This window comes from Corynebacterium sp. PCR 32, assembly GCF_037464985.1.
GTDB lineage: Bacteria > Actinomycetota > Actinomycetes > Mycobacteriales > Mycobacteriaceae > Corynebacterium > Corynebacterium kroppenstedtii_D.
On the sequence record NZ_JBAHVL010000008.1, the window covers coordinates 23,250 to 48,036 of the forward strand.

General features: G+C 58.3%; 18 protein-coding genes. 8 read left to right on the forward strand and 10 right to left on the reverse strand.

The window, feature by feature from the left end; translation table 11 throughout:
- Positions 1–292 precede the first annotated feature (292 nt).
- A complete protein-coding gene (locus V5S80_RS09110) occupies positions 293–919 on the reverse strand; it encodes a DUF6474 family protein (RefSeq protein ID WP_395170461.1) in 627 nt (208 codons plus the stop codon).
- Between the two features lie 205 nt (positions 920–1,124).
- Here V5S80_RS09110 and V5S80_RS09115 point away from each other — a divergent pair, with 205 nt between their 5' ends.
- Together V5S80_RS09115 and msrA are read left to right on the forward strand one after the other, a co-directional pair.
- A complete protein-coding gene (locus tag V5S80_RS09115) occupies positions 1,125–2,987 on the forward strand; it encodes a TM0106 family RecB-like putative nuclease (RefSeq protein WP_395170462.1) in 1,863 nt (620 codons plus the stop codon).
- A gap of 39 nt (positions 2,988–3,026) precedes the next feature.
- Positions 3,027–3,689 (forward strand): peptide-methionine (S)-S-oxide reductase MsrA, encoded by a 663-nt coding sequence (gene msrA, locus V5S80_RS09120; protein WP_395170463.1) that lies wholly within the window; start codon positions 3,027–3,029, stop codon positions 3,687–3,689.
- 46 nt (positions 3,690–3,735) lie between these two features.
- On the opposite strand, the gene V5S80_RS09125 is transcribed toward msrA, so the two are convergent.
- The gene (locus tag V5S80_RS09125) at positions 3,736–4,974 is read right to left on the reverse strand and encodes an MFS transporter (RefSeq protein WP_395170464.1); all 1,239 of its coding nucleotides are present in this window, start codon (positions 4,972–4,974) and stop codon (positions 3,736–3,738) included.
- 24 nt (positions 4,975–4,998) lie between these two features.
- Positions 4,999–5,604 carry a superoxide dismutase gene (locus V5S80_RS09130; RefSeq protein ID WP_395170465.1) on the reverse strand — a complete coding sequence of 202 codons (606 nt, stop codon included), beginning with the start codon at positions 5,602–5,604 and terminating at the stop codon, positions 4,999–5,001.
- A gap of 505 nt (positions 5,605–6,109) precedes the next feature.
- Between V5S80_RS09130 and V5S80_RS09135 the strand changes: the two genes are divergently transcribed.
- The 3 genes from V5S80_RS09135 (at position 6,110) to V5S80_RS09145 (ending at position 9,111) form a co-directional block, all read left to right on the forward strand.
- The gene (locus tag V5S80_RS09135) at positions 6,110–7,096 is read left to right on the forward strand and encodes an L-lactate dehydrogenase (RefSeq protein WP_395170466.1); all 987 of its coding nucleotides are present in this window, start codon (positions 6,110–6,112) and stop codon (positions 7,094–7,096) included.
- Between the two features lie 340 nt (positions 7,097–7,436).
- Positions 7,437–8,156 (forward strand): glycerophosphodiester phosphodiesterase, encoded by a 720-nt coding sequence (locus V5S80_RS09140; protein WP_395170467.1) that lies wholly within the window; start codon positions 7,437–7,439, stop codon positions 8,154–8,156.
- Positions 8,157–8,190: 34 nt separating this feature from the next.
- Entirely contained in the window at positions 8,191–9,111 is a 921-nt protein-coding gene (locus V5S80_RS09145) for a DUF5926 family protein (protein ID WP_395170468.1), read from the forward strand.
- Between the two features lie 84 nt (positions 9,112–9,195).
- Here the strand turns inward: V5S80_RS09145 and V5S80_RS09150 are convergent, their stop codons facing one another.
- Both V5S80_RS09150 and V5S80_RS09155 read right to left on the reverse strand, forming a co-directional pair.
- Complete coding sequence (locus V5S80_RS09150) at positions 9,196–10,470, reverse strand: LCP family protein (RefSeq protein ID WP_395170469.1); 1,275 nt, start codon at positions 10,468–10,470, stop codon at positions 9,196–9,198.
- Positions 10,471–10,495: 25 nt separating this feature from the next.
- Positions 10,496–13,396 carry a glycosyltransferase family 87 protein gene (locus V5S80_RS09155; protein ID WP_395170470.1) on the reverse strand — a complete coding sequence of 967 codons (2,901 nt, stop codon included), beginning with the start codon at positions 13,394–13,396 and terminating at the stop codon, positions 10,496–10,498.
- 253 nt (positions 13,397–13,649) lie between these two features.
- Here V5S80_RS09155 and pheA point away from each other — a divergent pair, with 253 nt between their 5' ends.
- The 3 genes from pheA (at position 13,650) to V5S80_RS09170 (ending at position 16,427) form a co-directional block, all read left to right on the forward strand.
- Positions 13,650–14,732: a prephenate dehydratase gene (gene pheA / locus V5S80_RS09160; protein ID WP_395170471.1), complete on the forward strand. Its 1,083-nt coding sequence runs from the start codon at positions 13,650–13,652 to the stop codon at positions 14,730–14,732.
- Between the two features lie 105 nt (positions 14,733–14,837).
- Positions 14,838–15,749 (forward strand): histidine phosphatase family protein, encoded by a 912-nt coding sequence (locus tag V5S80_RS09165; RefSeq protein ID WP_395170472.1) that lies wholly within the window; start codon positions 14,838–14,840, stop codon positions 15,747–15,749.
- A 9-nt stretch (positions 15,750–15,758) separates the two neighbouring features.
- Positions 15,759–16,427: an aminodeoxychorismate/anthranilate synthase component II gene (locus V5S80_RS09170; protein WP_395170473.1), complete on the forward strand. Its 669-nt coding sequence runs from the start codon at positions 15,759–15,761 to the stop codon at positions 16,425–16,427.
- Between the two features lie 141 nt (positions 16,428–16,568).
- On the opposite strand, the gene pknB is transcribed toward V5S80_RS09170, so the two are convergent.
- The 5 genes from pknB to V5S80_RS09195 are packed head-to-tail and all read right to left on the reverse strand — an operon-like array spanning position 16,569 to position 24,784.
- Positions 16,569–18,683, reverse strand: coding sequence for a Stk1 family PASTA domain-containing Ser/Thr kinase (gene pknB / locus V5S80_RS09175; protein ID WP_395170474.1), 2,115 nt, complete (start codon positions 18,681–18,683; stop codon positions 16,569–16,571).
- 3 nt (positions 18,684–18,686) lie between these two features.
- The gene (locus V5S80_RS09180) at positions 18,687–20,468 is read right to left on the reverse strand and encodes a serine/threonine-protein kinase (RefSeq protein WP_395170475.1); all 1,782 of its coding nucleotides are present in this window, start codon (positions 20,466–20,468) and stop codon (positions 18,687–18,689) included.
- Between the two features lie 3 nt (positions 20,469–20,471).
- A complete protein-coding gene (locus tag V5S80_RS09185; RefSeq protein WP_395170476.1) occupies positions 20,472–21,935 on the reverse strand; it encodes a peptidoglycan D,D-transpeptidase FtsI family protein in 1,464 nt (487 codons plus the stop codon).
- Positions 21,932–23,296 carry an FtsW/RodA/SpoVE family cell cycle protein gene (locus V5S80_RS09190; protein ID WP_395170477.1) on the reverse strand — a complete coding sequence of 455 codons (1,365 nt, stop codon included), beginning with the start codon at positions 23,294–23,296 and terminating at the stop codon, positions 21,932–21,934. The genes V5S80_RS09185 and V5S80_RS09190 overlap by 4 nt, the downstream gene beginning before the upstream one ends.
- Positions 23,297–24,784: a protein phosphatase 2C domain-containing protein gene (locus tag V5S80_RS09195; protein ID WP_395170478.1), complete on the reverse strand. Its 1,488-nt coding sequence runs from the start codon at positions 24,782–24,784 to the stop codon at positions 23,297–23,299.
- Positions 24,785–24,787: the final 3 nt, after the last annotated feature.

Consider the following 24,787-nt stretch of genomic DNA (forward strand, 5'->3'; position numbering starts at 1 on the left):
ACCATTATGTGTACAACCTTGGACAATGTCTAATCAAGTGTCAAATCATGCTGACCCGTCATTCCTTGATTAATTGAAGTGACGTTTTAACAATCCGGTAGTGAGATAGAAGAAAAAAAGGGGGAAGAGGTTCCGAAATGGAAAAACCGGCCAACGGTGTCGGCCGGTTTTATTCTGGAGGGCTCATATCCCAACAGAAGGCATCTGTAACTTTTGTGACGTGAATAACAGGGAATAGGCGGAACACTTACCTCTTTGACAATGACAACCAGAGATGACGGTTAGTGTGAGATTATCGTGTGATTTTTCGATGAATCTCAGACTGCATAGCATCAAGTTCGCCTGATGCCTTGGATAGTGCCCTGTCGCGCTGCTGCTTCGGCATTTTCTCGGCACTCTCAATGTTGTTGAGCAGAAGCGTGAGCCGCTGATTGACATCCTTGGCAAACCCAGACGGGGTATTTTTCGCTTGATCGCGGATGTTTTCAATTCGAGCTTTCAGTGGGCCACCGTCACCACGAAACCGTGAGAGCTCTTGTGTGGAAAGGCCAAGTTTCTTGGCTTTGGTTGCCACGCCACGACCTTCAATCCCGTTGACGGCGCGATATATCAAAGGGATAACAACCGGTGCCGCAATGCGAATGGCGCTGGCGAACTTGACTGCCTTAGCGGGGGAGAAGCCTCGAGCGCGAATCTGCTGAACAGCTGACTTCGCAAGATCCTTCTCATGCTTGCGTTGATCCTTGCGATCCTTCGCATCCTGCTTCATGACCTTTTTGGCGGTCTTGTTCAGATATTTCTCTTTTTTCGCGTTAAGTTTCTTTTCGTCCTTCGCGCGGGACTTTGCCTGACGCTTCGCGATCTTCTCAGCTAATTTACGGTCACGACGTTTCTGACGTGCTCGCTTCAGTAATCCCATGATCCGTCCTCGTTGAGTCCAGAGTCGACGCCGTGGCGCGTCACCGGCCGGCCGTCGCACTGCGCTGTCGTGTTGGAATGGTCAGTAGGTCATCTCAATATGAACTACTTCTCTCCTTTTCTACTCTAACGGCTATCCTGCCATAGAGCGTTAATTCTGATCCCCTCATCACAGATTGCGCCTATCACCTGAAATAATGAACATAATGACTGCACCGACACCCCACCCCTCGGAAATACCGATAGACGCAACAGAGCTATCGGGATGTCGGTATCGCATTCGGCAGCGACGTACCCTTGAACGAGACGGAAACACACGACCATCACGCGGTCCCAGTTGTGCGCGACGGGCGCGATCTGAACTTGAACGCGCACGTGTTTTCAGCCAACTATGTGCCGATGGCGATGTCATTCCCGGTGTTGGCATGAGGCGCTCCCTCACCATGACAACCGCCGATTGTGCCGGCTGGTCATTGATATCTGACAGTGCCGGCCATAGCAGTTACGATGCACCACATGGTGATGGCCAGGCACAGGACGCTGCGGAGCTTTCCACCCTGGAAGCCTTAGCAGAGGGCGTTCGCATTATCGCGAACCCTCAGCTCACAGTGCGGATCCCCGTCGCATTGTTGCAGGACAACCGGCCAGGAGTTGATATTGTCAATCCGTGGTGGGCAGCTGAACCCACGAATCCGGCATTACGCGCGGATGATGACATCATCATTCGTACTGCTCCTGATTTGCTCGTTCGTGTGGATTCATCCCCCATCCCCCATGAGGCACGGTACATGCCAGTCAACGTGAGCACCCATCAGGGCATCATCCCGGATCCCAAGAACCGCATCATGTCCGTTGCCTTAGCACGATTGGGTGTATCGGCTCCCGTGTGGCGTCCTGGACGTGCGAAAACTCACTCGCCAGACGTCTACCCCTTAATTGCGGCTCATTATGCCCTCCGTGAGGTGGGATTATCGTCAGGCATGGTCGGTATCGTTGGGCAAAATTCTCCCGATGTCGCGGTATGGCCTGTCGACAAGGCAACCGGAGGATTCGCGGACGCAGTCCGAGTACCTATCTCTGCACAGCCACGAAAAATCAAAGCCTGTTCAACCTGCCGCTTCGAGGATGATTGCCATGCTGAATTGGAAGCCATGGATGATATCAGCCTCGTTCTTCACGGGGGACGAGCCGACACCTACCGTGCCGACGGCATTACCACTGTTCATCAACTCGCGAACGCTGCCTACGGTGAGGTGAGCATCATGGCCTATGCCTATACACAAGGCTGGACTGCCGTACACCGAACCGTCCAACCACAAGAAGTGGTACGCCGAGCCGACGTCGAAATCGACGTGGATATGGAAGCCTACCTTGATCGTGGATGCTACCTGTGGGGAACATGGGACGGTGTGGAATACCGCCCATTCATTACCTGGCAACAACTGAATACCGTTGCTGAAGCGCGAAATTTCGCACAGTTTTGGGCCTGGCTCATGGATCAGCGACAGCATGCCCACGAGCGGGGACAAAGTTTTGCTGCCTACTGTTATGGGGCACAGGGGGAGAACATGTGGCTCAAACGATCTGCTCAGCGTTTCGGAGGACTCACCTTCCCCCGAGACGCGAACCCGACCTCCATCACAGGCCCCACGCCCACTGTTACTGCGCCTACCCTTGCAGAGGTTAACCAATTCATCCGCTCCCCAGAATGGGTTGATGTCTATGCCGCCGTCAACAGTGCATTAATTGGCTCCTCCGGACTTGGATTGAAAACGGTGGCACCACTAGCGGGATTTCACTGGGAGGACTCCGACATGGACGGTGAAGCATCCCTAGCAGTGTTCATGCAGGCCCAGGGTATCGACCCACGCACCACGTTGACGGCCTCCACCGAAGCGCAGCCCGACGGTTTCGCTACCATGACTGACACCGACGCCCGTGCTCTCCTTCTCCGATACAACAGGGACGACTGCCGTGCCACCGCTGCGGTCAGGAACTGGCTCACAGCAGGCGCACCCGGAGTACACACCATGCCCACCGAGCCACGTTTCACAACTGACGTATTGTGATGTGAACCGCATGAACCCCCATCCAACTAGACTGCACGTATGGGATTTCTCTTCGATGCGCAGCCCACACCAACACACCTTGTGAGCAAGGACGACGCCCTCGTAGGGCGTAAAGAGTCAATCGTGCCGGTCCCCTCAGCACATACCGTCACCGGAGCACCCATCGATGGGCCGTGGCCTGATGGACTGCACAGTATCGTCCTGGGATTAGGTTGCTTCTGGGGAGCAGAAAAACTGTTCTGGACGATGGATGGTGTCTGGAGCACTGCAGTGGGATACGCTGGCGGCTACACCCCGAACCCCACCTATCGGGAAGTATGCACGGGCAAGACAGGCCACGCGGAAACGGTCCGTGTGATCTATGATCCGGCAACGCTGCCCTATGCGCAGCTCATTCGTGCATTCTTTGAAGCCCACGACCCGACCCAGGGCTTCCGGCAGGGCAACGACGTGGGAACCCAGTATCGCTCAGTGATCTATGCTGAGAATGAGGATGACGTGCGGGCGGCTCGCGAGATCGCAGAGTCCTTCGCTCACCGCCTTGCTGCCGCCGGTTACGGCGACATGACCACGGAGATTTCGCTGCTTAGCGACACCCCGACGGGCATGATGTACTTGGCAGAAGACGAACATCAGCAGTATCTCGCCAAGAACCCTGGTGGGTATTGCCCCGTTCACTCAACAGGTGTCGAGTGCCAATGAGAAATACGGCGGCAGAATAGTGCTGGTTGCGTGAGGACACCGAATGCTACGGTTTCGGCTGTGGCGAGGTATCTGGCACCGATGCTGACGATGGGGTAGTGGCTGCCATCAATGCTGCGATCACCATCGTCACAGTAAGGCTGGTGAGCAGCCACATGACCAAGCCGTTCCATCCCCACGCGTGAAAGATGCGGCCAGACAGCCAGCCAACAAGGGATGACCCCATGTAATAGCAGAACAAATACATGGACGACGCCTCCGCGCGGTTTCTCGTCGCGGCAACCCCAACCCACCCGGATGCCACGGAATGCGCTGCAAAGAAACACCCAGTGAACAGGACGATCCCTAGTACGCTGCTCATAAGCTCAGGGGAGAACAACAGTGCCATGCCAGCTATCATGCCGATCGTTGCACCGACAAGGACACGCGCCCGACCATACTTCTCAACCATCGCCCCCGCGCGGGTCGAACTCCACGTGCCGGAAAGATAGAGGACAAAGATAGCGCCAGCAAGCCCCTCGCTTAGGTGAAAATGGCTGGTCAAACGGTAACCCACGTAGTTATAGACCGATACGAATGCGCCCATGAACAAAAAAGCGAGGGTGAACAACGCGCTCAGCCGTGGATCCTTCACATGCTGGGCAATAGCGTGGAACTCTGAACGGAGGGTCAAGCTTTTTGGTTGAAAACGACGCTGATCGGGTAACGACCAGGATGTAATCAGTGCGACAATAATCGCTACCGCGACTGTCACTGCGAGAGCCCACCGCCATGATGCGAATTCGAGAACACCCGATGGAATCACACGCCCAGACAGCCCGCCAACCGACGTCCCCGCTACATATAACCCCATCACATGAGGAACATGCTTGGGATGGATCTCCTCCGACAAATATGCCATCGCCGTTGCCGGTACGCCAGCAACCGCCACTCCCTGAAGAGCGCGCAACGCAATCAGCATCTCGACTGACGTCGACAAGGGAAGAAGAAGACCCACCACTGTGGCGCACACTGCGCTGACCATGATGACACGCCTGCGTCCGACATGCTCAGAGACCACTGACGCCGGGATGATCGATAACGCGAGCATCCCTGTCGTTGCAGACACCGTCAATGACGCCGTCGCTGGGGTGACAGTGAGATCCTCTGACAGCACTGGCAAGAGGGCCTGTGTGCAATACAGGGCATTAAACGACGCTAACCCCGCACCCACCATGGCAAGAATGACCTTGCGGTACATGGGTGAGCGCGGGGTGTAGCCGTCAGGAAAGTCTTCACTAGTCATATCCTGACACCTGACTGGGGTGCGTTACTTCGCGACTGCCTTGGCGTAACGCTCGGCAACGTCCTCCCAGTTAAAGACGTTCCATACTGCCTTGACGTAGTCAGCCTTGACGTTCTTGTACTGCAAGTAGAAAGCGTGCTCCCACATATCGAGCATCAGCAGGGGAGTGAAGTCAACCGATACGTTGCCCTGCTGGTCGGTCAATTGCTCGATGATAAGTCGGCCGGCAATGTGGTCAAACCCAAGCACAGCCCAGCCGGAGCCCTGAAGGCCAGTTGCGACGGCAGAGAAATGGTCCTTGAACTTGTCGAAGGAACCGAAGTCGCGGTTGATAGCCTCGGCGAGATCGCCGGTAGGCTCGCCGCCACCGTTCGGAGAAAGGTTCTTCCAGAAGATCGAGTGGTTGGTGTGTCCACCGAGGTTGAATGCGAGGTTCTTGGAGAGTGCGCGAATTTCGTTGGCATCAGCGCCCTCTTCGCGAGCTTTTTCTAAGTTTTCCAACGCCGCGTTGGCGCCAGCAACATAAGTTGCATGGTGCTTGTCGTGGTGGAGTTGCATAATCTCACCAGAGATATGGGGCTCAAGAGCGTCATAATCGTAGGGGAGGGCGGGAAGTTCATAAACAGCCATATCATTACCTTTCATTCGTTGTTCACGCGCGCCCTCACTAACCTGGCGCGCACGTTCGTGCGCACTGTGATTATTTCAACATTGTGACCTGCACAACGAATCTGTGCGCGCCACCCAGTGTTGTGGAAGCTGAGGGGTTTTGCAAGCTTTCTCGGGGAGAAATTTCTCTCTATTTTCGGAATTGTCACAGTCAATGAGTGCAGGTGTAGGGCACAAAATAAGAAAAACCCTTATCAATGGGGAAAAATCCATAAGGTTAGGTGACCCTGGGTGGAATCACAACCATACCCCCTCAAAGAGGGGGAGTGTGGCAATGAGAACCCTCTCACCCACGACAAGAACACCACACCGAACCAATCAGAAACGGGGGACCGCTGTGTGATTGCCCACAAACTCACTAGAAAAACCGGACAAAAGCGGGCACACTGACACGACAAGGACAACCTACGGCACCCCACGCCGTCGCCCTTCACAGTTGGCACCCCATCCACTGGAGGAACCCCTCATGTCAAACCACACCACCCGTCACCTTGGCAACAAAATTGTCCTCATCGGCGCAGGCGACGTGGGAATCGCCTACGCATTCGCCCTCATCAACCAGGGCATCTGCGAAGAACTCGCCATCATCGACATCGACCAGAAAAAAACCACCGGCAACGTCATGGATCTCAACCACGGCGTCGTCTGGGCCTCCGGCCCCACCAATGTCACAGTCGGAACATACGATGACTGCACCGACGCCGCCATGGTCGTCATCTGCGCCGGTGCCGCACAAAAACCTGGTGAAACCCGCCTACAACTCGTCGACAAGAACATCACGATCCTCACCAGCATTATTAACGAAGTCATGACACACGACTTCGACGGCATCTTCCTCATCGCTTCCAACCCAGTTGACATCCTGACCTACGCAACCTGGAAAATCTCCGGCCTGCCGAAAGAACGCGTCATCGGATCAGGCACAATACTTGACTCCGCACGATTCCGCTCCATGCTAGGCGACATGTACGACGTCGCGCCCACCTCGATCCACGCCTACATCATCGGCGAACACGGCGACTCCGAATTACCAGTCCTATCCTCCGCCACCGTCGGCGGCGTATCGATGCGCAAAATGCTAGAGAAAGACCCCGAACTCCACGGACGTTTAGAAAAAGTCTTCGAAGAAACCCGCGACGCCGCCTACACCATCATCAACGCCAAAGGCTCCACCTCATTCGGCATCGGCATGGGACTCGCACGCATCACACGCGCAATCCTCCACAACCACAACGTCGTTCTCCCCGTCTCCGCATACCTCAACGGCGAATATGGCGAAGACGACATCTACATCGGCACACCAGCCCTAGTGAACCGCAGCGGGATCCAACGCGTGATCGAGCTAGAGATGGACCAACACGAAACCGACCGCATGAAAGCATCCGCCGCACAACTCCGTGCCATCAAAGATCGCTTCTACGGACCACACGCCGACCACCAAACAACGACATAACACCGAGACCCACCACTGTGGGCCCCACCACCCAGAGAACAGTTAACGCGCGCATTCGCAACCATCACGTTATGCTAAAAGTCACATCTGACGAATGCGACAACGACCCACCCAATGCAGTGACCGCACCGCTCCATCCCCAGCGCACCCGTCCATCATGGCACGCGGTAAACAACCGATGGACCCCGGATCCCACTGCATGCCCCAAGCCTGTACACGGATCACGGATGTGCCCCACGCCCCACATTCCCACCATCGACGCGACACACATCCGCGACACCACCGCACACACCGGGCTGCCACCACGCGCAGATAACATCGACGCCGACAAAGGACGCCCATGGAGATCATCGCCCACCGTGGAGCCAGCTGGGACCAGCCTGAACAAACATTATCCGCCTACCACACCGCCTTGGACGACGGAGCCGACGGAGTCGAATGCGATATTCGCCTCACCAAAGACGGCCACATCGTATGCGCTCACGACCGCACCTTCGAACGAGTCGCAGGAGACAAACGACCAATCGCAGAACTAACCCGGAGGGACCTCGACAGCATCAACGTCGGAACCACCGACGAACCACAACAACCACTACTGTTCACCACCCTGCTAGACCTCGTCGAAAAACATGACTGCGGACTCTTCGTCGAAACAAAACACCCCTCCGGTCATGGCCGTCTCGAAAGCGAACTCGCCTCACTACTACGACAACGAGGACACCTCGACAACCCCCGCCTCCACGTCATCTCTTTTTCACCCCGATCGCTGACACGAATGCACAACCTCACACCCACCGTCCACAGAATCCTCCTACGCCGCGAATTCCACCACCCACTGAGCCCACTCTTTGGCCGATTCGATATTCCGCAAGCCTACGGACCCTCTATCCTCAACGCGAAGCTATGGCCACGCCTCATCCACCGCGGCGACGGCTGCTACACATGGACAGCCAACACACGAAGTGATGTCATATGGGCAGCGACCCACGGCATCGACTGGCTAGCCACAGACAAACCACGCCAAGCCCGCGCCTGGATGAACGAAGCAACCATGAACTAGCTAGACCAAGGACCAGCCAGGTAGCCTAGGCCAGGTGTCGAGGAAGAAAAAGAAGAACGAGAACCTGCCCGAAGGAATGACTCGCCGTCAGGCGAAACTGGCCAAACGAGCAGCTGAACGCGCCGCATTAGACCGCGATCCACGGCCCTTCGGAGGCTTCGCCTCAGAAGCCGACCTTATTGCCATGCAGGAATTCGCCCCCTCCGCGCGAGCGAAAATCTCAGTGAAAAACGTTGACTACCCCGTCTACCTCGTGACGGTACTCCCCGGGGCAACGGCAGCCATCGTCCGCGCCGCCGACGGCGACGACACCCCCGCCGCCTTCGTCGCACTACAAAGACAACACCGAGGACCCAACCCCCACAAGGACCTAGCCCATAGCCTCATCTGGCTCCAGAGCGCCACACCAGGACAGACACTAGGAACCTCCATCGCCGACGGCAACGAACCACCCCTCAGTGACCTCATCGACCCCTCTGAGGAACTCAACATCCAGGTCGAAAAAGATTTCGACTGGTGGCTTCCCGAGGGGCAGGCCGTTGACCCCGCTATGCAACACAACATGAAGCAAGTGAACGAATCGATGCTCCCAACAGAACGCATCGATGTCTCCGTCCCAGGAGCTGTCTGGTGGACCGACGGCGGGGACAAAGCCTACATTCGATGGATCCGCCCAGACGACGAAGACACACTATTTACCGCACTAGCCCGCCTCTACGCAGCAGGCAACCTGACCCTAGGGGAGAGCACACGCTTCGCCGGCGCGTTCCGCACCCACGGCGTTGCTGTACCTGTCTTCGACGTCGACCCGACCATGCCCGCACAAGAATTCCACACACCCATCAAGGAACTCGCTGTCGAGCTCGAAAAAGCACTGGCCATCGACACACCCCTAACAGCGGACGAACGCAAAGCACGCGACACCATTCGCTCCCGCCAAGTCACTATCCGCTAGGAACACACCCCCGGGGGCGAGCGTCCGCACTGAGGCCACTCATTGCCGCCACCACGGCTGGCGCACACGGGTACGCCAGCCGCACTAGCGCAACGATCTGAAAAGTTCCTGGGCGGCCTCATCATCCCACACATCAACATCACCCACGTCAGTCGACTCATACGATGCGATGGGGATGGATTTCGTCTCCGGAGACCGTCCCAAGCCGATACCCAGGCGCGCTAAATCCCACACATGATCATGCTTATCCACCGTGAATGAATCAGACATCCGACTGACAAACGGGAAAAAACGGAACGGGTTCATGAACGTTCCAGGAGAAATAGCTTTCTTCACCAGCGCAGCCAGGAACGTGCGCTGATTCCGTGCACGCCCAATATCACCATCATCCATAGAATGCCGTGACCGAACAAACCCCAATGCTGTAGGACCATCAAATTTTTGACACCCTGGCTGCACATTAATACCCGCTAACGGATCATCCATGGGCTGTTCAACGCAAATATTGACCCCACCAACCGCGTCGACCACACTCGCAAAACCGCCAAAACCGATTTCCGCATAGTGGTTAATTCGGAGGCCAGTTGCCTGCTCTACGGTCCGCTGAAGGAGCTTCGGGCCACCCAAAGCAAACGCCGCATTAACCTTATTTTTCCCATAGCCAGGTATGTCAACGTACGAATCACGAGGAATAGACACCATCGTCGCCTTCCCCAAGAGAGGAACATGCGCCACGATGATGGAATCGGTGCGGCCACCACCGGTATCACCACCAGTCGCCAACTTGGCCTGCTGATCCTCAGACAAGCCTTCACGCGAATCCGAGCCAACAAGCAACCAATTCGAACCCGACCCTCCGCTAGGGCGACCAGCGTAATTCTCTAACGCATCAACCCTGTGAAGGTGAAGATCCACCCATACCAACGTCCCGATCGCAACAAGAAACAGAACACCCACCAGCGCTCGTAGCTTGCGCCACCACCCAGACAACAATCCACGGCGACGACCAGACGACCGCCATCGACGTCGAGAAGGTTCACTCCCCGGCCTCGACGGACGTATCGGACCTGACGGACCCACCGGCCCCGGAGGATCACCCCAATAGGGCTGAGATGACGCCTGATCAGATAGTGAACCGTAGGGGTCCGACTCGCCCATACGGCGACGATGCTCTTCAATCCCGCGAGGAGGCACAGAAGGGGACGTAGGACGACGCTCCGGAGAATGCACAGCGCCATGACCACCACTCACCGTGGCATCGGTGTGACGTGGCCGGCGTCGGATAGGACGACCATAGCGGTCGACGAGCGGACGGCCGTCGGGGCCGCGGAGGTAATCGTCATCGCTCGTGATGCTCATGTGGATAATGCTACTGGGTGCCGCATCACAGTGCCCCGTGACGCCTCCTGACCAGCCACGACGCGCCCGCCGCAACCGGCAACGACCCAGTCAAATCACGACGATACCGGCGAGGAAGAGAAGCACTCGACAACTCCAGCCCGCGACCACCACCATCATAGGCCTCCCACCACTGATTGACACCGAGCCGACGACGAGACCGAACCGGGGCCCTCCACAGCGCCATCACGCACATCACAAGAATCAACCCGATCAACGCAATCAAACCGCCGGGCACCACATGCACTTTCGCATGAACCGTCGATCCCGCCACATCAGCAAGAGGTGGAACAAAGAAAAGCCCCAAACACATCACAAGGAAACCAGCGAGCCGACGCCGCACCGCCAGAGCAAGGGCCCCACACGCGGGCAAGAGAGCAACCTGAAAATAATGTGTCCACACCAAACCAGAACACGCCGTAGCGATACTCGTGATCCCCACCATCATCAACGGAAACGCATAATCCCGACGCTCATACGCCGCAATCAGGACCAGCACAGCAAGAAGAAAGGCCACGATCAGAGGAATAACCACAACCCACATGGGAGGGTCAGTCACGATAGGAACCAACACGTGGGGATTATCGTTACGACGATCCCTCATCATGATCGACGCAAAACTCTGGCTCTCCAGTGCCACAATGCGTGAACTCGACAATGTATGAATGACCTGAATCCACGTACGAAATGCACCAAAACCAGCTGTCACCACCGACAGCACGAACCCAACAACCGTGGTCACCGCAGCAATACTCGCCGTCATGCGCGACCGCCGGAACAAGAACATTGCGACCACCAACGCAAACGGGCTCAACTTCACAATGCTGACCACGCCCAACACAACACCCGCCGACCGCGGCCGAACACGCGCCGCCGCAATAGCGTAAGCAATTCCCGCATAAATCAAAGTGCTCGTCTGGCCAAGGAAAACCGCCATAGAAAATGGTGCCGAAACCCACACCACCACAACAACAGGCAGCAACACAACCACAGGAATTGTGCGCCCCACCCACATCCGATAAGCACACGCAACAGTGATCACCATCGCCCAGCCGGAGAAAAACCCTAACAAGACCGTCGACAACCCATAACTCATGATATGGGTAAGCACACTGACCGCCTCAGCAACCACAGGTGCCTGAACAAACGGATGCGGAAGAAACGACGTCACATGCTCGTTAGCAAACGGCGCCCAATACTCGCCAGACCAGCGAGCAAAATCATGATGATCATAATCATAAATATGTGCCTCATTGCCTTGAGCCACCAACTTGCCCGCAATCCACAACGACGACCAATCATCCGTCTGCCGGTGCGAATTCCACGCCAGAACCGTGATCAGACCCGACACCACCGCGACAATATGCCCCGCCCGGCCCACAATATGCTCACTCGACGACACCAACCTGGCCACGACACCACCACGCGAACCCCACGACCCACGGCCACCAGCACCCCTCGCACTAACAACGGACACCCCGCCCCACGGCACCCGAACGCCTGACGGCACCCGATAACCACGCCCCACACCACGCTCACCAACGACACGCCTACCCGGCACTAACACCGCAACAGCCAACATCACGAGCAACACAACCGTCGCCAACAAAGGACCACCAGGACAATAAAGACCCGCCTGCACAAAAAAACGCTCACGATGCTCCGGCGACACCACATCAGACAACGGCGGAAAATAAAACACACTCACCATAACAAGGCCAGCGACCGCCCACCGCCGCCACGGCATCAACGCCCACACACCAAACGCCGGCAACACACTAATAAGGAAATAATGCGTCCACACAAAACCAGAAAAACACGTAGCCACACAAATAGCGCCAACCACAACGATCTCAAACGCACGCTCACGACACCGATACGCAGCAAGAGCTAACACCAACGCCACAACAGCAGCAACCACCATCGGCAACGCCACCATCCACCCAGGAGCATCCCCCACCGTCGGCGCGCCCGCAGGACCCTGGCCAATCACATGACGCTTCATAATCGACACCAACGTCTGACTCGTCGGCGCAATCACCTTAAACGTGGAAAACGTATGAATACGCGCACGCCAAATACCATGCAGCGACCACCCCACAGTCACCACAGAAAACACACCACACACCACCGCCGTTGCGATGGCAACAAGCGACGCCCGCCGCGAACGACGAAACAACAACATCAACGGAATAAGCACCAACGGCGTGAGCTTCACCACACTGACTAAACCCAGCCACACACCAGCCAACCACGGACGATCACGTGCCGCGGCAATACTATAGGCCACCCCAGCCATCACAAGAGGCGTCGTCTGCCCCAACGTAATAGACCACTGAAACGGAGTAGACAGCCACACCACCAACACCACACCCGCCAACAACCCCCACGGAATCGGCCGACGACACCACACATAAAACGCACTCGCCACCAACACCACAAGGGCCCACCCCGACGCCACCGTCATCAGGAACACAGAACCACGAAACGACGTCACAAACGTCAACACCTCGGCAAGCTGCGCAACAAACGGCGCCTGAACAAACGGATGCGGAGAAAACGCCGTCACATCTTGACCAACAAATGGCGCCCAGAACGGGCCAGCCCACGCAGCAAAATCATCCGGCACAAAATCATAAATATGCGGACCATCACCCTGGCGCAGAAGCTTCCCCGCAATCCACAACGCTGCCCAATCGCCATTCTCACGGGTTCCCCGCCACACCACCTGTGTCACAAGCCCCACAACAAGGCCCACCACATGCACCGGCCAACCAATGATCACACCCGGACCGCGTTCCCAATTCCGGCCAACCACACTGCTCAACGCCCCACGAACCCGACAAACGTCAGACCGCCTACCCCCCTCAAGCGACAAAGCAGGCACAAAGTATCCTTCCGATAAAAATATCGCCTACCAGCTATAACACCCATACCAACGCGGTTACGGCAACAAAAACAACCTCCGCGGGTGTGCAAGCGACGCAACCACAGTTCACACTCAGCGTTCAGTATATCGAAACGCATGAGGCCACAGTTACAACACATACACCGCACACCCACCCCACGCCGGCAACAACCCAGCCAACAACACCCGTGGTTTAGAGTTAACCATAACCACAACGACGCAGGCAGGTGTAATGAACAACGACCACTCACACGACACAACCAACGACCCAGCGCCCAACCACACCACCCCCGTCGTAGCATTCCTCGGACCATCAGGAACATTCACCGAAACCGCAATGCGGAACTTCGCCTCCCGCGGATGGTGCACACCACCCCGACACAAACCAGCCCAACATACCGACACCGCGCCATCCATCACCGTCCATGACCACCGCATTATCCCACTCCCTGTCGAATCACCACAGCACGCCATCGACGCCGTCGCCCACGCCCACGCTGACTGGGCATGTGTCGCCATCGAAAGCTCAGTCGAAGGCCCCGTCACCAGGACATACGACGCCCTCGCCGGCACAACCCCACTACAGATCTACCGCGAACTCATCCTCCCCATCGAGTTCTCCATCCTCGTCCGCCCCGGCACCCGCCCCGACGACATCCGCACCTGGAGCGCACACCCCGTCGCCCACCCACAAGTGACATCCTGGATCACCCACAATCTCCCCACAGCCACATACCTCGCCGCCCCTTCCAACGCCGCCGCCGCAGAAATGGTCACCCTCGGCACAACCGACGCCGCCGCCGCACCCGCCCACGCCGCACAGCTCTACGGCCTCACCCCTCTCGCCAACGGAGTAGCCGACATCGCCAACGCACAAACCCGCTTCGTTCTAATCAGCACACCAGGAGAACCCACCCGCCACACCGGAGACGACCGCACATCCGTCGTCTTTAACGCACGAAATGAACCAGGAGCACTAGCACGTGCGCTCACCGTGGTCTCCTCACACGGAGTGGACTTGACCAGAATCGAATCACGCCCAACCCGAAAAAAACTCGGTGAATACCGCTTCTCCATGGACATGCGCGGGCACATCAACGACCCACACATAGCCGCCGCAATGCAACACCTCTACACAACCGTACAAACATTACGTTTCCTCGGATCATGGCCCGCAGACAACAACCCCCACACTGACACCACACAAAAATCACCCGCCCACACGCCAGCGACACCACCCGACCGGTTGTCAGCCGAACAATGGGTGGCTCAACGGGCACGCGGCACCACACCAACGAACGATGTGCTGTGGTAGCGATACACCAGGATAAGGGCCACGCACACTGATTTAGCAGGCGTGTAAACCCCCATGGCAGCCCGACAACTACTCACGATCAGTGGACGAGAACGGACAGATAACGTGAATACAACACGACACAGACGCACAACAGATGGACATACACACATCAACCAGCGCGGCCAGCTCATCCTCTTCCGCCACGGACAAACAACCTCCAACCTCATCACCGCACTCGACACCGCTGTTCCTGGCGCCGATTTAACGACAATGGGCGTTGAACAGGCATTCACTGGCGGCGAACGCATCGTCGTCGATCGCGCACTCTCAAGGGCTGCTGTAAACCTCGACAAAAATGACGGCTCGCCTACCCCAGACGCGCCGCGACCTGTCATCATCAGTTCCGAAGCACTCCGAGCCACGCGTACAGCGCAGCTTGTTGCACAGGGAATGATGAACCAGGGAGCGATAGTGTCAACAGCATCACCAACCCCTCACGGGCTGGTGCTCACTCCCATCACCGACAACCACAATGACCAGACAATACCTACGGCAATTCCAGGATTAACTGAAGTCGTTGCCGGCGACCTGGAAATGAATACGGACCCTGAGTCGATCGAAACATATCGGCACACACAACTGCAGTGGTCGAAGGGGAGCATGCATGTTCGCATGCCGGGCGGACAAACAGGCTGGGAGACACGTCGACGTGTCCTCGAGGGACTAGCGCCGCTCCTCCCCATCCTCATGCCAGGGGCTGTGAACACCGAACCCCGTACCATCCGTGATCTCATTGCTGTTATTCACGGTTCCCTCATGCGCTTTATCGCAGGCCAACTCGCCGGGGTGGAGGCACACTTTGTGCAGGATTCCTACATCACGAATTGTCGGTGGATTGTACTGGAAGCTCCGGCCAGACTCGATCTCGCTCACGCGACATACCACGATATTGAACAATCGTGCGGCACGTGGCACGTGAAACAGTGGGCATGGTTGCCAGGTGAACATGTTCGCTTGCAGAATTCGGACCGTTAGTATAATTCTATGCGTATTCTCGTTGTCGATAATTATGACAGTTTTGTGTACAACCTTGTGCAGTACATCGGCCAATTAGGGGAGCATTGCACGGTATGGCGCAACGACGACGAACGTCTCATCGATTCCGATGACGATCGAGCCGCTGGCCGATCAGTAGTTCAGCATTTCGACGGAGTATTGATCTCACCCGGGCCGGGAGCCCCCTCAGCAGCGGGGCACTCACTTGCGATTATCCACGCGTGTATTCGCCATGAGATTCCGATGTTTGGCGTGTGCTTGGGACACCAGGCACTGGCTGAGGCGTTGGGCGCCTCGATAATTCGTGCTGGCGAACTGCTGCACGGGAAGACATCACCGGTACATCATGACGGCACTGGAGTGATGCGGGGATTGCCGGACCCCGTGACGGTTACGCGATATCATTCGTTGACCGTCGATGAGCAGTCACTGCCGAAGGAATTAGTGGTGACAGGCCGGTCGGATTCGGGAATGGTGATGTCCATGCGGCATGAGACTTTGCCGATGCATAGTGTGCAGTTCCATCCAGAGTCCATTATGACGAGTTATGGCCACCGGATTGTCGCCAATTGGATGGCATGTGCGGGCTTCCCGGTTGATGAATCTCGTGTGCAGCAATTGGAGAACCAGCATCACGCTGCCCTGGCTGGGCTGTAGAACCCAGTGCTACATACTGGTCGTGACCCAATAACGGTGATACGGCCACGCACCTGTGTTGGGCCTGTCCGTGATGCGGAGACCACCGCGCAGGAGCCGATCATGGCCCTCAGAGGGCGCGGTGGTCGCGCTACCCCGATGCTATGGCACGAGACTGAAGGTGCCGACTCCGACATCGATGGTGGCATCCTTACCAACGGGCTGACCAGCGGGGACGGACTGGGACAGGATTTCGTTGAGCCTGGTGATGTCGTTGGTCTTCTGATCGTGGGTGGTTAAATGTGATGCCCCACCGGTCCATCCGGCAGCGCGGAGCGCAGAGAGCGCCTGGCTGGTGCTTTGCCCAAGGATATTGGGCATAGTTACCTGGTTGCCTCGTGACACTTGGAGCGTGACGGTGGAACCCTTAGGCAGTTGGCTTCCTTCGTTGGACGCGTGGAGAACCTTGCCTTCGGGTTGGGGAGAGTCAACGTCGCTAATGACGACCTTGAACCCTGCTCCTTCGAGGTTGCCGCGCGCGTCATCGACGGATTGCCCAGTGACGACGGGCACGCGGACACGCTCAGGCCCGGTGGACACCGTAATGGTCACAGAACTTCCCTTGGACACATGGGAACCAGATGTTGGAGATTGTTCGATGATCTGACCCGAGGAAACGCTGTCAGACGGTGCTTCTTTCACAGTTTGGTCAAGGACAAGCCCCGCCTCTTGCAGCAAGCGTGATGCTTCTTGTGTGTCTTTTCCTGTGAGGTCGGGGACAGCGGTTTGTTCTTTGCCGGTGGAGACCGTCAGCGTAATTTGGGTGCCTTTGGGTACTTGTGACCCGGCCGCCGGGCTGGTGTCAATAACATGACCCTTTTCGACCTCAGCGTTGGACGTTTCCCGGGTTTTTACTTTGAATCCAGCGTTTTCGAGTTTGGCGATGGCTTCGGCTTCAGGAAGGTTTTTGACGTCGGGAATATTGACCTTCTTATTGCCTCCCACGTAGGGAAGACTGGTTGAACCGTCGCCTTCATGGAAGTACGACCACGCGAGCATCCCACCAAGGCCAAGGATAAATACGATGACAAGAGTCCAGATGATTCGCGTCCACGTGGAGAGTGCGCCGCGTGTGGGTTGTGTTTGATTCGCGGCGGGAGCGGTGCTGCCGTAGCTGGTGTTGTGGCGGGGAGGGGGAGTGGGCGCGCCCATCGTCCGTGGCTGGCGTGTCGACGCGTGTGTGCTGCTGTAACCGTTGGAGGGGTCATCTCCCGCGGCGTAGCCAGCTGCAGCCGCCCCGGCAGTGGGCATGATGGTCGTGGCGGCTTCACTGGCTCCATCATGGCGGGGTGGTGTGGTGGGAGGATAATCGTTGATGGTGGAGGGGTGGGGGGTGATGTGGTTGTGCGCGGCCAGTGGTGTGCGGTGGTCGGCGAGGCGTCGAAGTTCGTCGGCGAAGTCGGCTGCGTTGTCGTAGCGGTCGGCGGGGTCCTTCGCCATGGCTGTCATGATGACCGCGTCCACGTTGGTGGCGGTGGCGGGTGTGAGGCTGACACCGGGGACGTGGGATGGGAGGACGGGCGTGCTTTGTACGTGTTGGTAGGCGACTGAGAAGGGGGATTCGCCTTGGAAGGGGGGGCGTCCTGTGATGAGTTCGTAGAGGACGCAGCCGCTGGCGTAGATGTCGGATCGTGGGTCTGCGGAGCGGCCGCGTGCTTGTTCGGGGGAGAGGTATTGGGCTGTTCCGATGACGGCGGCGGTTTGTGTCATGGATGAGGTGGCGTCGCCGAGTGCTCGGGCGATGCCGAAGTCCATGACTTTGACGGCTCCGGTGGCCGTGATCATGATGTTGGCTGGTTTGACGTCGCGGTGGACGATTCCTGCTTCGTGGGAGAAGTGGAGGGCGTCGGCGACGTCGGCCATGACTGAGGCTGCGTATTCGGGGTTGAGAGGGCCGTCGTCGCGGACGATGTCGCGAAGGGTGCGGCCGCGGACGCGTTCCATGACGATGTAGGGGACGGAGCCGTCGGCTTCGCTGGTTTGGCCGGTGTCGTAGACGGCGACGATGGCGTGGTGGTTGAGTTTGGCGGCGTTGAGTGCTTCGCGGCGGAAGCGTTCCAGGAAGGTGTTGTCGCGTGCGAGATCGGGTCGCATCATTTTAACGGCGACGTCGCGTCCGAGGAGTGTGTCAGTGCCGGCGTAGACGTCGGACATTCCTCCGGTGCCGATGATGTCGGAAAGTGTGTATCGGCCGCCTAATAGAGTGTTCGAATCCATGGTTTAGACCCCGCTCCGAGCGTTATATCCGTTGTTTGATCCGGCCTGGGAGTTGCGTCCTTGGCCGTTGGCTCCTCGTGTTCCAGGTCCTCCGTTGCTAGCGGAGTTTTGGTGATTGTTGTTGGATCCTGTGCCCCCGCCTCCATTGGGGTTGCCTTGTCCGCCGTTGCCGCCGGTGGTGCCGGTGGAGTTGTTGCCACCGGTGGTACCGCCACGGTTGTTGGGGCTGTAGTCAGGGTCGTCATCGGTGGTGTCGTTGGAGTTGTTGCCACCGGTGGTGGTGCCGGTTCCGGAGCCGGGGTTGTAGCCTCGGTATCCGGGGTAGGTGGGTTGGATGGGACTGGTGTCGTAATCCGGGGTGGTTTGTTGTCCGGTGGTGCGTTGAGGCGGGTCGTAGGTTTCCGCCGGGTTGGTGTTGTGGTTGTCGTTCTTGTCGGGGACGACAGTGGTGATGACGCTGGTGACGGTTTCTCCGGTTTCGTCCCGTCCGCCGTCTCGGTGGATACCGAATGCCATCCAGGCTCCGATGGCGACGACGATGAGAACGAGCAGGCCGATGAGGGCCCAGAGCCAGTGGTTTGCTGCGGCCGCCTTGGGTGTGGTGTGTCGTCGTGCGGAGGTGGGGGTGGCGGATGTGTTGCTTGTTGTGGCGCCACGGTTGGTTGCCGCGCCTCCGAGGGAGGGGCGGACGGTGCCACCAGGTTGTGGTGCTGGCCCCTGGACATCGGGGGCGGGGGTTTGTGGTGTGGTGGTGACCTGTGCGATGGATTCGCCGGGGGACGGTGGTGTCACGAATTGCGTGGTGGGGAGGGGGTGTCCGTCGGCGGCGAACATGGCGGTGGGGGCGTCGGCCCCTTCGGGGGTGACCATGCCGTCTTGGTTGATTTGTTGGTGGAGTTTTTCAGGGAGGGGTGGCATGTTGCCGTTGCGTACTTGGGCGACGGCCATGGTGAGTTCTGCGCCGTTGGCGTAGCGGGCGTGGGGGTCTTTGCGTAGTGCGGTGGCGATGAGTTCCCGGGAGGCTCGGGTGATGCTGTCGGGTAGTGCGGGGGGCATCGTGTTGATGTGTGCGATGGCGACGGAGACGGTGGAGTCTCCGCGGAAGGGGCGTTGGCCGGTGAGCATTTCGTAGCCGACGACGCCCAGGGAGTAGATGTCGCTGGCGGGGCCGACTTTCATGCCTTGGGCTTGTTCGGGGGATACGTATTGTGCGGTGCCGACGACCATGCCGGTGCGTGTGAGTGGGACGGCTTCGGCGGCTTTGGCGATGCCGAAGTCGGCGACTTTGACGGTGCCGTCGGGTGTGATGAGGAGGTTTCCGGGTTTGATGTCGCGGTGGACCATGCCGGTGGCGTGGATGGCTTGGAGTCCGAGGGCGCTTTGTTGGAGTACGTCGAGTGCGAGTTTTTCGGGGAGTTTCTTTTCGCGTGCGATGACGTCGGCGAGGGATTCGCCGCGCACGTATTCCATGATGATGAAGCAGAAGGTGAGTCCGGCGTCGAGGACTTCGCGGTAGGCGTGGGTGTGGACGACGTTGGGGCTGTCGATGAGTGAGGATGCGTTGGCTTCGTTGCGGAAGCGTTCGCGGAATTCTGTGTTGTCGGTGTATTCGGGTTTGAGGACTTTGATGGCGACGGATTCGCCGTTGTCGTTGTCGGTGGCGAGCCAGACGGTGGACATGCCGCCTCGGCCGATGATCCAGTTGAGGCGGTAGTGGGTTCCTACGAGGCGTTGGACGCGCTCAATGTCTGAGCGATCTGGTTGGAGATCGTTGTCCTTGGTCATGGTTTACACCCCGTCCTTGAGTGCCTGGGCGATGACGGCGCGGCCGATGGGGGCTGCGACGGATCCGCCTGTTGCTGCTTGTCCTCGGTTGCCGCCGTTTTCGACGACGACGGCGACGGCGACGTCGGCGTCGTGGGAGGGGCCGAAGGCGACGTACCAGGCGTGTGGGTTGGAGGATCGTGAGTTTTCGCCGTGTTCGGCGGTGCCGGTTTTGGATGCGATGTCGGCGCCGGCGTAGCCGCTGGTGCGTTTTTCGGATCCGATCATGAGTTGGGTGATGCGGTTGGCGATGTCGTTGTTGACTGCGGTGGTGATTTGTTGGGGTTTGGTGGTTTTGATGGGTTTGAGGCTGGAGTCGGTGATTTGTTTGACGAGGTAGGGCTTCATCCTTTTGCCTTTATTGGCAATGGTGGCGGCGATGATGGCGTCTTGGAGTGGTGTGATGGAGACGTCTCGTTGGCCGATGGAGGATTGTGCCAGGGAGGGTTTGTCGGGGATGTCACCGACGGTGGAGGTTTGGACGGGGAGTCCGAAGCCTTTGGTGTCTTCGCCGATGCCGAATGCTTTGGCGGTTTTTTTGAATTGTTCGGCGCCTGCTGCCATGCCGAGTTCGGCGAAGGCGGTGTTACAGGAGAGTGCGAAGGCGGTGGAGAGGGTGGTGACGGATCCGGTGCCGCATCGGTGGCCGTCGTAGTTTTCCATGGTGGTGTAGCTGTCGGGCAGGGTGATTTGTGGTTCTGCGGTGACAGTGGTGTTGGCGGTGACGTTGTTTTTTTCCATGGCGGCGGCTGTGGTGATGAGTTTGAATGTGGAGCCGGGGGGGAGGGTTTGTTGGGTGGCGTGGTTGAGGAGGGGGGAGTTGTCGTTGGTGTTGAGGTTGGCCCAGGTTTGTTGTGCTTTGTCGGTGTCGGGGGTGACGATGGTGCGTGGGTTGTAGCCGGGGGTGGAGGCGAGTGCGAGGATTTCGCCGGTGGATGGGCGTATGGCGACGACGGCTCCGGTGTATCCGCGGCTGGTCATGGCTTCGTAGGCGGCGCGTTGTGTTTTGGGGTCGATGGTGAGTTCGATGTTGGCGCCTTGTGTTTTTTTGCCGGTGAGGGTGTCGGTGAATCGTTTGGTGAATAGGGAGTCGTCGGTGCCGTTGAGGATGTTGTTTTGGCTGGCTTCGATGCCGGCTGTTCCGTAGCGGTCGGAGAGGTAGCCTTCGATGGGGCCGAAGGCGTCGGGGTCGCTGACGTATTCGCGGTTGTAGGTGTCGTTGTCGCCTTTGATGGAGTGGGCGAGGATTTCACCTCCGGCGCTGATTTGTCCGCGTTGGCGTGATTTGAGGCTGTAGTACTGGCGTCGGTCGAGGGGGTTTTTGGCGAGGTGGTCGGTTTGGAATCCTTGGATCCAGGTGAGGTTGGCGACCATGGCGACGACGAGGAGGAGGCAGAAGATGGTGACTGCGCGGATGGAGCGGTTCACTGGTTTGCCTCCTTGTGGTTGGTGGTGGGTTGGGGTCCTTGGGGTGTTTTTGTCGTTGACCCGCTTACGCTAGCTGGTTGTCGTGCTGAATTGGAAATGCGCACGATGATGGCTAAAAGCATGTAGTTGGCGAGGAGTGATGATCCGCCGTGTGCGACGAATGGTGTGGTCAGTCCGGTCATGGGGAGGAATCGTGAGATGCCTCCGACGACGACGAAGACTTGGATGGCGATGGTGAGTGATAGTCCGGAGGCGACGAGTTTTCCGTAGGTGTCGCGTGCTTTGAGTGCTGTTTTCATGCCTCGTGTGACGAAGATGGCGTAGAGGATGATGACGGCGGAGAGTCCGACGAGGCCGAGTTCTTCGCCGATGGCGGCGAGGATGAAGTCAGAGTGGGCGACAGGGACTGATTCGGGGTATCCGCGTCCGAGTCCGGTTCCGGTGATGCCGCCCCAGGAGAGGCCGAAGAGTGCTTGGGAGAGTTGGAGTCCGCCTTCGTGGTAGTGGCTGATGGGGTCGATGAAGTTGTCGACGCGGGTTTGGATTTTGGCGGAGATGTTGTAGATGCCGACGGCTCCGATGGCGGCGAGGCCGAAGCCGATGATGATCCAGGATGGGCGTGAGGTGGCGATGTAGAGCATGCCGAGCACTGTTCCGAAGAGGAGGAGTGCGGGGCCGAAGTCGTTTTCGCCGGCCATGATGAGCAGGGCGATGCCCCAGACGACGAGGATGGGGCCGAGGTCGCGGAGGCGTGGGAAGCGCATGCCGAGGAATTTGGTTCCGGCGACGTTGAAGAGTGCGCGTTTATTGGTGAGGAGGGAGGCGAAGAAGAGGAGGAGGAGGATTTTTGAGAATTCTCCGGGTTGGATGGAGAAGGGGCCGATTTGTACCCATACGTTGGCGTCGGCGTTGAGGCTGGTGGGCCAGACCATGGGGATGGCCATGAAGATGAGTCCGGCGATGCCGAGGAGGAAGGAATAGTCCTGGAGTGATCGGTGGTCGCGGAGGCCGACGATGACGGCGGTCATCATGGCGACGCCGATGACTGTCCACATGATTTGTGACCTGACGAGGTTGTTTTCTGTGGCGAGGTCGAGGCGGTAGATCATGACGAGGCCGATGGCGTTGAGGAGTGCGGCGACGGGGAGGATGATTTGGTCGGAGTGGGGTGCTTTCCACAGGATGACGAGGTGTGCGACGGTGAAGATTGCGATGAATCCGCCGAGGACGTAGGCGACGTCGGTGGTGATGGTGTGGTCGGCTGCGATTTCGACGGCGATGATTGCGAGTGCGAGGATCGCGGTGACGGCGAGGAGGAGCCCGAGTTCGATCCAGCGTAGTGGGCGTCGTGTGGTGGTCATTTATTTCACCTCCCGACAGGTATCTCCGGGGGTGGTGAGGTCTCCGGGTTGTGGGGTGTCGGCAGCGGTGTCGGGGTTGTCGGGTTTGCCGTGGGAGGATTCGCGGGTGACGCAGGTGGGGAGTGCTTGTTTGGCTAGCCGTTCCATTTGTGATTGGACGTCGTCGTAGCTTCCGGAGGGAAGGTTTTTGATGGTGGCCCGTACTGATGGCGGGAGGTCGGTGGTGTGGAACCGGTGGCATTCCTTGGCGGAGTTGGCGTCAAGGAGTGTGAGGTTCCCTTTGGCGTCGAGGCATGCGCGTTGGTAGGTGTGGTGGAGCGGTTGTCCGAAGATTGACTCGCTGGTGCCTTTGTAGACGACGAGTTCTTGGTTGTCGTCGGCGATGTAGTAGCGGGTGTCTAGTGTGGATTTTGCCCACCAGAGGCCGCCTCCGATGAGGAGTGCGAGGGTGAGAGCGATGATGCCGCTGGTGAGGATGATGCGGCGTCGTTTTTTGCTGCGGGTCGGGGGTGTTGTGGTGGGGTTTGGGGCGATGACGGAGCTGCGGCGGGTGTATGTGTCGGAGGTGTCTTTCGGTGTGTCTTCCGGTTCGTCTGTGTGTGTGTTGGGTTGTTCTTGTGGGATTCGTCGTTCTGCTTGTGCTTTTTTGTTTTGTTGTATGAGTTTCATGCCGACTGCTCGCCCTGCGGCGGTGTCGGGTCGGGCGATGTCTGTTTGTTCTGGGTCGAGTGCGCCGACGAGGACGGGGGTGGTGGGGAGGTGTTCGGTGGTGGTGTCGTCGACGATGTCGCCGAGGACGACGGTGACGTTGTCGGGGCCTCCGCTGCGGAGGGCGAGGTCGATGAGGCGTTCGGCAGCGTCATCGAGGGTGCTGTTCGAGAGGATGTCTTGGATGGTGTCGTGGCTGACGGGGTCGGATAGGCCGTCGGAGCATAGTAGGTAGCGGTCGCCTGGTTGGACGTCGCAGTACATGAGGGTGGGTTCGACGGGCCGCCCGGTTAGTGCTTTGAGGATGAGGGAGCGCTGGGGGTGGTTGGAGACGTCTTCGGGGGAGAGTTGGCCTTCGTCAACGAGGGATTGGACGTAGGTGTCGTCTCGGGTGATTTGTTCTAATTTGTTGTTGCGTAGGCGGTAGCCGCGGGAGTCGCCGACGTGGCAGATGGCGAGGGTGTCGTCATGGAAGAGGAAAGCGTCGAGTGTGCAGCCCATGCCGTCGGTGGCTGGGTTGATGTCGATTTGGTTGGCGATTGCTGCGTTGCCGTCAGCCATGGCCTCGGCTAGTTGGGCGCACATGTCATCGTCGGGTCCGATCTCATCGACGTGTGCGATGTGGGAGATCATGAGTTGGGAGGCGATTTCTCCCGCTGCGTGCCCGCCCATGCCGTCGGCGAGTGCGAGGAGGTGGGGGCCGGCGTACGCAGAGTCTTCGTTGTTTCCGCGGATGAGCCCGACGTGTGATGCCGCCGCGTAGGTTAGGGCGTAAGCCATCTA

Coding starts and splice junctions, on each gene's coding strand:
- V5S80_RS09190 (WP_395170477.1), bottom strand. CDS start 23,296: ATGACCACCACACGACGCCCACTACGCTGGATCGAACTCGGGCTCCTC.
- V5S80_RS09180 (WP_395170475.1), bottom strand. CDS start 20,468: ATGACCAAGGACAACGATCTCCAACCAGATCGCTCAGACATTGAGCGC.
- V5S80_RS09150 (WP_395170469.1), bottom strand. CDS start 10,470: ATGAGCATCACGAGCGATGACGATTACCTCCGCGGCCCCGACGGCCGT.
- V5S80_RS09115 (WP_395170462.1), top strand. CDS start 1,125: ATGACTGCACCGACACCCCACCCCTCGGAAATACCGATAGACGCAACA.
- pknB (WP_395170474.1), bottom strand. CDS start 18,683: ATGGATTCGAACACTCTATTAGGCGGCCGATACACACTTTCCGACATC.
- V5S80_RS09170 (WP_395170473.1), top strand. CDS start 15,759: ATGCGTATTCTCGTTGTCGATAATTATGACAGTTTTGTGTACAACCTT.
- msrA (WP_395170463.1), top strand. CDS start 3,027: ATGGGATTTCTCTTCGATGCGCAGCCCACACCAACACACCTTGTGAGC.
- V5S80_RS09130 (WP_395170465.1), bottom strand. CDS start 5,604: ATGGCTGTTTATGAACTTCCCGCCCTCCCCTACGATTATGACGCTCTT.
- V5S80_RS09110 (WP_395170461.1), bottom strand. CDS start 919: ATGGGATTACTGAAGCGAGCACGTCAGAAACGTCGTGACCGTAAATTA.
- V5S80_RS09125 (WP_395170464.1), bottom strand. CDS start 4,974: ATGACTAGTGAAGACTTTCCTGACGGCTACACCCCGCGCTCACCCATG.
- V5S80_RS09195 (WP_395170478.1), bottom strand. CDS start 24,784: ATGGCTTACGCCCTAACCTACGCGGCGGCATCACACGTCGGGCTCATC.
- pheA (WP_395170471.1), top strand. CDS start 13,650: ATGAACAACGACCACTCACACGACACAACCAACGACCCAGCGCCCAAC.
- V5S80_RS09140 (WP_395170467.1), top strand. CDS start 7,437: ATGGAGATCATCGCCCACCGTGGAGCCAGCTGGGACCAGCCTGAACAA.
- V5S80_RS09135 (WP_395170466.1), top strand. CDS start 6,110: ATGTCAAACCACACCACCCGTCACCTTGGCAACAAAATTGTCCTCATC.